Consider the following 8420-nt stretch of genomic DNA (forward strand, 5'->3'; position numbering starts at 1 on the left):
CAAATGGCAGCCTCTACCCCTATACAACGCGGGCAGACTCAGCCCCTATTCTCTATTCCACACACAACAATGGCGCCCCCACTTCCTACTCATCCGCAAGCCGAAACAAAATCGAATAACAGGACAAGAGACGGCATATTTTTTGCGTTTTAACAGATATGGATAAATTTGCTATTCTTGTCATCGCCCTGCTCTACGGATGCAGCGCGAATACCCCTGCGAAACAAACTATGAAAAAAGACCTGACCCCCGAAGAGAGACACGTCATCATCGACAAAGGTACCGAAGCCCCCTTCAGCGGAAAATACGTCACCTTCGACGCCGACGGCACCTACCACTGCAAACAGTGCGGCGCACCGCTCTATCGGTCGGCCGACAAATTCGACTCCGGATGCGGCTGGCCCAGCTTCGACGACGCACTGCCCGGCGCCGTACGACGCACCCCCGACCCGGACGGACAACGCACCGAAATCACCTGCACCCGATGCGGCGCCCACCTCGGCCACGTATTCACCGGCGAAGGATTCACCCCGAAAAACACCCGCCACTGCGTCAATTCGATCTCCCTGGAGTTCGAACCCGCCGCACCGGCATCCACCGCCGAAGCCATCTTTGCCGGCGGCTGCTTCTGGGGCGTCGAACACCTGATGCAGCAACAGACAGGCGTGATCTCAGTCGAATCGGGCTATATCGGCGGAACGACCGATCACCCCACCTACGAACAGGTCTGTACTCAAAAGACCGGACACGCCGAAGCCGTCCGCATCACCTACGACCCGACGAAAATCGACTACGAAACCTTAGCGAAACGTTTTTTCGAGATCCACGACCCGACCCAACAGGACGGACAAGGGCCCGACCTCGGGCCGCAGTATCGTTCCGAGATCTTCTACCTCGGTCCCGAACAGAAAGCCATCGCCGAACGCCTGATTCGGCAGCTCGAAGCCAAAGGATATCGGATCGCCACGCGAGTCACTCCGGCCACCGTTTTCTGGCCGGCCGAGACCTATCATCAGGATTACTACCGGCGCAAAGGCACCGAACCCTACTGCCACGCCTATACCAAACGATTCTGACCTTTTCGCAGCCTATTAAGAAAAAAAGAGATTATTTGTTGGTTCCGATGAAGCGCCAGCCCGCAGCCACCCGAAAGTAAGTCGGACAAGTCGTCTCGCCCGTATGGCGGATCGCGCTGTTGAACCCTTTGGAATACGACGCCGTGATGTCCAGCCCGCAACGGAACAGATAACCCGCCCCGACGGTGAACGCCAGATTCGCCGAACGGACATTTTGCATCGTCATCGTCGGCCCGCCGTCCTTTTCGACACACTTCGCCGACAGCTTGAAAAGCCCCTCCACCCCCGCAATCGCCCGGAAACCGCCCAGGAAATTGAACTTAGCCACGAACGGCACCGAAAGATACTCCATCCGATGGATCGTCCGGCTGGCATGCCCCATCTCGACATTGTTGGTCGACCCCAACTGCGAATAGTAGGCCCCCGTCTCCAGCCCCCACCGGTGGGTGATGTGGTAATCGAGGAACGCGCCGGCGTAGAGCCCCGTGCGCGTACTGCCCGGACTGTTCATATAGTCGGCGAAGTTCAACCCCACGCGCGGGCCGAAACCGAGCCCTTTGACCTGGGCCGAAACGGTCGTCGCCATACCACAGGCGAGCGGAAACAACAAGAGGAGCCGGACGAATTTCTTCATGAGTCGGAACGGGACAGAATTTCTATTGCGTACAAATATAGGAAAAAAAGCGGAGGAGAGGCATCGCCTCTCCTCCGCTTTTATGAACAAAAATCGTTCCGTTCGGAATATCCTTTCCAAAAATTCGAACAATCTCGGTATTCCGTGTCGAAACCGATTACGCATCGCGCGTCGTCCGCTCCAGCTTTTTCATCACGCTGAAGAGGAAAATAGCCGACACCGCGCAGCAGAGCACCAAAATACCCCACAACATCCACAGCGGCATCCCGCCCCACAGGTAACCGATAATCGCCACAAGGTAGTTCCCGACAGCCGTAGCCGCCAGCCAGCCGCCCTGTGCCAGCCCCTTATACTTCGGCGGCGCCACCTTCGAAACGAACGAGATACCCATCGGGCTGAGGAACAGCTCGGCGATCGTCAGCACGAAATAGGTCGAGATCAACCAATTCGGCGACACGCGGGCCGATTCGCTCAAACCGCCCATCCCTTTCAACGCCTCCGGCGTCGGCAGCCCGGTCGATGCCACGGCCAACAGAATGAACCCGATAGCGGCGATCAACATCCCGATACCGATCTTACGCGGCGCGCTGGGCTCCTTGCCCTTCTTGTTGAGCCACGAGAAGAACGCTACCATGAGTGGCGTAAAGAGGACGATGAAGTATGCGTTGAACTGTTGGAAAATCTGCGGCGAGATCGCCATTTCGGCCGGGAACGAGCTGTAAGCCCACCAGGCGCATCCCCCGCCGACAAGAGCCAACAGCGCCCCGACCCCTTTGGCCCGCGCCGTCGTCCCCTGGAAGAGCGAGATAATGCCGTAGAAACAGAAAGCGAATGGCAGCAAGGTCAACAACGAGAAGCCGAAACGGTCGAACCCGCTGACCGCCGTCTGCGTATAGTCGCGCGCGAAGAAAGTCATCGTCAGCCCGTTCTGGTGGAACGACATCCAGAAGAAGATCACCACGGCGAACACCAGCCCCAAAGCCACCAGCCGGTCTTTGACCTGCTGCGCGGTGAGCTCCACGGCATTCGGATCGCGTTGAGCCTGTTTCTCCTTTTCGGTTTTGTCGGCCGCCTTGTAGTACTTGCGGAAGCCGACGAAAATGATCATCGAAACGATCAACGACAGGCAAGCCACCCCGAAACCGTAGTTATACGACTGACCGAGACTGGCGATATAGCTGTCGCCAAACTGAGCCAGGTCGGTTCCCGTGTAGCCCTGTTGGGCCGCCATCTCGCTGAACCGGGCCGTCGCTTCGGGCGAGATCGTCCCGTTCTTCAACTGGTGCGCCAGCGCAGGAATATCGGCATTGTAGGTGTATCCGTCCTTTTCGAGGAAGTAGTTCGAAACCCCTTCGGCCGCCGACGGAGCGAAGAAAGCCCCGATGTTGATACACATGTAGAAGATACTGAACGCGATGTCCCGTTTGGCGCTGTACTTCGGATCGTCGTAGAGGTTGCCGACCAGCGCCTGAAGGTTCCCCTTGAAACACCCTGTCCCGAGGGCGATCAGAGCCAGCGCGCCGAACATGGCGATCTGGGCCCCCGTCCCGACACCGGTCGGAATGGCGAGGCAGAAGTACCCGGCGAACATGATGATGATCCCGAGGGCGATGGTCTTGCCGTAGCCGAGCACCTTGTCGGCCAGCAGCCCGCCGAACAGCGGCAGGAAGTAGACCATACTCAGGAAGATCCCGAACGTCGTGCTGGTCTGATCCTCCGTGTAGCCGAATTTGGCCTGCATGTAGAGGACGAAGATCGCCAGCATGGTGTAGTAGCCGAAACGCTCGCCCATGTTGGCCAACGCCAATACGAACAGACCTTTGGGTTGTCCTTTTAACATTAGCTATGTGGATTTTGGTTAATAATTGCGTGGTTTGTGCGAGAGAACCCCGGCGCTTCGAGTCGGGGGAGAGTCGATCCGCGCCGAGTTTACGATTTACAAAAGTAACGATTTCGTCGAAAAATGCAAGCCGGGCCGGTTCGGGAGGCGGCACAGCCACGGTCTGACAAGATGGGGCGCACCCGGATTCGAGCAGAGGATGTGTTTATAAATTGTGAATAATTGGTTTATAACCTGTTTGCATTTCGATGACAACCGGGCGAAATTTCGTGAATAGGATGTCGATAAGGGTTCAAAAAGCGATAAGAACCTGTTAAAAACCTGTTTTCGGCCCGCTGTCCACAAAAAACTGCCGCGGGCGCTTCTAAATGAAAGCCCCGCGGCAGCGAAAAGTTAATCAATTGTGAAAAACCCGGTCAATACTGCTCCCCGTCGTTCGGAAAATCGCCGGATTTGACGTCTTCCCGATACTGCTCCACCGCCGCCGTAATCTGCTCGTGGAGGTTCAGATACCGCCGCAGAAAACGCGGCGAAAAACCGTTGTTAATCCCGAGCATATCATAAGAGACGAGCACCTGTCCGTCCACCCGGTTTCCCGCCCCGATCCCGATGATCGGAATCTTCACCGCCTCGGCCACCCGCCCCGCCAGCACGGCGGGAATCTTTTCGAGCACGATGCCGAAGCATCCGGCCTCGGCCAGCAGTAGCGCGTCGGAGTAGAGTTTCTCCGCCTCCGCCTCCTCCCTGGCCCGCACGGCATAGGTGCCGTACTTGTTGATCGACTGCGGCGTGAGCCCCAGATGCCCCATCACCGGAATCCCGGCACAGAGAATCCGCTGTACGCAATCGATCACCTCGGCGCCCCCCTCCAGCTTCACCGCATCGGCCTCGGTCTCTTTCATGATCCGCACCGCCGAGTTCAAGGCCTCTTTCGAGTTCCCCTGATAGCTCCCGAACGGCAGATCGACCACGACCAAGGCCCGCTCCACAGCCCTCGCCACCGCTTTCCCGTGATAAATCATATCGTTCAGGGTCATCGGCACGGTGGTCTTGTACCCGGCGATCACGTTGGCCGCCGAGTCGCCGACCAGGATGACATCGATCCCGGCGGCATCCATAATCCCGGCCATGGTGTAGTCATAGGCGGTGAGCATGGATATCTTTTCGCCGCGGGCTTTCATCTCGGCCAGCCGATAGGTGGTCACGGCACGAGTTTTTCCTTCTGATGACATATATTTCTTACCGGTAATGCAATCTCATTAGCCGTACGTCGCTCTCCCCGAAAGGATAGCAGTTACAGCACGTTGATCTCGTGAAGGATGGCATTGGTCTTGCGCACCGCCTCGGCGCTCGCTTCGAAAGCGGCCTTTTCCTCGGCAGTCAGCGCCACTTCGACCACCCGTTCCGCGCCGTTGCGCCCGATCACCGTCGGCACCCCGATGCAGATATCCTTCTGGCCGTACTCCCCTTCGAGCAGGACGCACGACGGGACGATCTTTTTCTGATCCCGCACGATCGACTCGACCACCATAGCGGCCGCCGCTCCCGGCGCATACCAGGCCGACGTGCCGAGCAGTTTGGTCAGCGTCGCGCCGCCCACCATCGTGTCGGCCACCACTTTGTCCAGCACCGCCTTGTCCTTGCAGAGTTCCGTCACCGGCACCCCTTTGACCGAAGCTTTGGAAACCAGCGGAATCATCGTCGTGTCGCCGTGGCCGCCGATCACCATCCCGTCCACATCATTGGAGTTGACCCCCAACGCCTTGGAGAGGTAGCACTTGAACCGTGCCGAGTCGAGCGCGCCGCCCATCCCGAAGACCCGGTTTTTGGGCAGTCCCGTCGCCTTCAGCGCCAGATAGGTCATCGGGTCCATCGGGTTCGAGACGATGAGCAGAATCGCCTCCGGCGAATGTTTCAGGATGTTTTCGGCCACCGATTTAACGATTCCGGCATTCACCCCGATCAGCTCTTCGCGCGTCATGCCCGGTTTGCGAGGCATGCCCGAGGTGATCACCACCACGTCCGACCCCGCCGTGGCCGCATAGTCGTTCGTCACCCCCTTGATATTGGTGTCGAAGTCCATCAGCGTAGCCGTCTGGAAGATATCCAGGATTTTCCCCTCCGAAACCCCCTCTTTGATGTCCAGCAGCACCAATTCGCTGCACACTTCGCGCGTGGCCAATACGTTCGCACAGGTTGCTCCCACGTTCCCCGCGCCGACTACCGTTACTTTTGCCATGAGTTATGTTCGATTTTAAAGTGTTTGTTCTCTGCTTTGCGTTGAAATAAAGATTAGCCGATCAGTTTCGCATACTCGTCGGCCGACAGCAACCCGTCCAGCTGCCCCGGTTCCGTGAGGCGGATTTTGACCATCCACCCCTCGCCGTAGGGGTCTTTATTGACCGTTTCGGGGGCGTCTTCCAGTGCGCCGTTGAGCTCCAGCACCTCGCCCGCCACCGGTAGGAAAGCGTCCGAAACGGTCTTCACCGCCTCGATCGTGCCGAACACGTCGCCCTGTGCCAGCGTCTCGCCTTCGGTCGTGATGTCCACGAAAACGATGTCCCCGAGCTGGCTCTGGGCGAAATCGGTGATCCCCACGAAAGCCTCTTCGCCCTCGACGCGAATCCACTCGTGGTCTTTCGAATATTTCAGGTTGGATGGAATGTTGCTCATCTCGAATCAGATTTTTTAGGTTCAACGCCCCAAAGATACCGCTTTTTTCGAAACGCGCAAGGGTGGTGTTATTCCGTTAACAGATCGTTCCGACGAGCTTTGACATATCGCCCGAATTTCCTATCTTGCACAAGTTATGAAACGATTTTTTCTTCTCATTTGCGCGCTCTGCACCGCCCTCGGACGGACGACGGCGCAACCGGCTCTGATTCCCTACCCGCAACAGCTCGAAACGACGGGCCGATACCTGGTTCCGCTGCTGAACGTCAAGGTGCGGATCGACACCACCCTGTCGCTACCGGCCGAGGGTTATATCCTGGAAACCTATCGGAAGGGGGTTAAAATCACGGCCCGCGACGAGCAGGGCGCCATCTGGGCACGCCAGACGCTGCGCCAGCTGACCGACGAGCGGGGGTTGGTGCCGAGCGTCCGGATCGTCGACTGGCCGGCTTTCGCCTGGCGCGGCTTCATGCACGACACGGGGCGCAACTTTATTCCGGTCGAAGAGCTCAAACGACAAATCCGCCTCCTGTCGCAGTACAAGATCAACCTGTTCCATTGGCACCTGACGGACTATCCGGCCTGGCGGATCGAGTCCCGGCGTTTCCCGCAGCTCAACGATCCGCAGTATCAGCGACCGGGGCGCGACGAGGGGAAGTTCTACACCTACGGCGAGATTCGCGACGTGATCGACTATGCCCGGAAACACGGCATACTGGTGGTGCCGGAGATCGACATGCCGGGCCACAGCACCTATTTCAACTCGACGTTCGGTTTCGGCATGGCCGATCCGCGGGGGATGCGGATATTGGAGGAGGCTTTGGAGGAGTTTTTCACCGAGATACCGGTCTCGGAGGCGCCGTACATCCACATCGGCTCGGACGAGGTGCACATTCCGGATCCGACGGGGTTCATGCGGTGGGCGGACAGTGTGGTGCGGGCGGCGGGACGCACGCCGATGGTGTGGGATCCGGGTCTGCCGGCGACGGACGGAAGCATTCGGCAGGTGTGGTCGGAGGCTTCGGGCTACGTGGCCCGCAACCGGACGCAGGGCGGACCGATCGTCGATTCGTATATGGGGTACCTGAACAATTACGACCCGATTTCGTTCACGCCGCGGATGCTGCTGCACGACCCGTGCGACCAGGCGCAGGGCGATTCGACGGCTTTGGGGGGGATTCTCTGCCTGTGGAACGACACGAAGTCGCCGGGTTTGGAGGGGTTGATGCGGAATAGCGGGGTATGGTCGGGACTGCTGCCTTTCGCCGAACGGCTATGGCGAGGCGGGCAGAAGCCGGAGGGGTCTCCGACGAATCCGAACCTATTCCCCGATCCTTCGACGCCGGCAGGAGTGGCTTTGGCGGAGTTCGAAGGACGTATGCTGACCCACAAGGAGGGTCTGCTCAAAGAGGAACCTTTCTGCTGGTGGCCCAACGCTTCGCTGAAGTGGCGGGTATCGGAACCTGCGGCATTCGGGAGCGACACTTCGAACCTGAAATGGCATACTTTATATGGCGGGGCGATCGACGTGGACGCGATGCTGGCCACGCTGTCGTTACCAAAGCCGGATTCGGGCGAGGTGTGGGCGGAGACTATCATCACGGTGCCGCGCGACACGGTCATCCTCGCCCAGATCGGTTTCGAGGCTCCGTCGCGGTCGAACCGCATTTCGTCGGGCATCGGCACACAGGGAGCGTGGGAGGCTGCGGGCGAGGCGTGGGTAAACGGCGTCCGGATCGAACCGCCGGTGTGGCGAGAGCCGGGCGCGTATGCGTTCCGGTTCAACACGTGGGCCAGACCGGAAGAGGAGTTTCCGTATACGGCGGAACAGCTGTTCTGGACGCGTGAGCCGGTCGAAATCGCCCTGAAAGCGGGGACGAACCGAATCGTACTCCGTTCTCGCAAGCTCTTCCGGGGGCAGCACTGGATCTTCGCCTTCGTGCCTCGCTAAAGGAAATCAGTCAAAGCTACTTGCGCTTTGGACAAGATTTCCCTGGCGCGCGGACAATGAATTGGGCCGAGGCGGCCCATTGCCCACCGCGGGCACGCGGGGCCTGCCCGGCCCGAGGGCAGTACCCTCCCGTAGGACAGACGCGCGCCTTGCGCGAAAAAATCGACTCCGTCAAAAAGTCGTCGCCCGCCCGCTTAAGATGGCATATTCTGCCGGTTGGCACTTGGCCAATCCGGCAAGAATTGC

7 protein-coding genes are annotated in these 8420 nt (G+C 58.9%); 2 read left to right on the top strand and 5 right to left on the bottom strand.

Annotated features, from left to right (window positions below; all coding sequences use genetic code 11):
• Positions 1-230: 230 nt before the first annotated feature.
• Positions 231-1076, top strand: a complete 846-nt coding sequence (locus QZ302_RS07160; RefSeq protein WP_294594015.1) for a bifunctional methionine sulfoxide reductase B/A protein — start codon at positions 231-233, stop codon at positions 1074-1076.
• Between the two features lie 31 nt (positions 1077-1107).
• On the opposite strand, the gene QZ302_RS07165 is transcribed toward QZ302_RS07160, so the two are convergent.
• The 5 genes from QZ302_RS07165 to gcvH form a co-directional block, all read right to left on the bottom strand.
• Positions 1108-1710 (bottom strand): porin family protein, encoded by a 603-nt coding sequence (locus QZ302_RS07165; protein WP_294594016.1) that lies wholly within the window; start codon positions 1708-1710, stop codon positions 1108-1110.
• Between the two features lie 157 nt (positions 1711-1867).
• Complete coding sequence (locus QZ302_RS07170) at positions 1868-3550, bottom strand: peptide MFS transporter (protein WP_294594017.1); 1683 nt, start codon at positions 3548-3550, stop codon at positions 1868-1870.
• 416 nt (positions 3551-3966) lie between these two features.
• The gene (gene panB / locus QZ302_RS07175) at positions 3967-4782 is read right to left on the bottom strand and encodes a 3-methyl-2-oxobutanoate hydroxymethyltransferase (RefSeq protein WP_294594018.1); all 816 of its coding nucleotides are present in this window, start codon (positions 4780-4782) and stop codon (positions 3967-3969) included.
• Between the two features lie 62 nt (positions 4783-4844).
• Positions 4845-5789 (bottom strand): malate dehydrogenase, encoded by a 945-nt coding sequence (locus QZ302_RS07180; RefSeq protein ID WP_294594020.1) that lies wholly within the window; start codon positions 5787-5789, stop codon positions 4845-4847.
• A 53-nt stretch (positions 5790-5842) separates the two neighbouring features.
• Complete coding sequence (gene gcvH / locus QZ302_RS07185) at positions 5843-6223, bottom strand: glycine cleavage system protein GcvH (RefSeq protein ID WP_294594021.1); 381 nt, start codon at positions 6221-6223, stop codon at positions 5843-5845.
• A gap of 136 nt (positions 6224-6359) precedes the next feature.
• Here gcvH and QZ302_RS07190 point away from each other — a divergent pair, with 136 nt between their 5' ends.
• The gene (locus tag QZ302_RS07190; RefSeq protein WP_294594023.1) at positions 6360-8174 is read left to right on the top strand and encodes a family 20 glycosylhydrolase; all 1815 of its coding nucleotides are present in this window, start codon (positions 6360-6362) and stop codon (positions 8172-8174) included.
• Positions 8175-8420: the final 246 nt, after the last annotated feature.

The organism is uncultured Rikenella sp., assembly GCF_910579375.1.
Classification (GTDB): domain Bacteria; phylum Bacteroidota; class Bacteroidia; order Bacteroidales; family Rikenellaceae; genus Rikenella.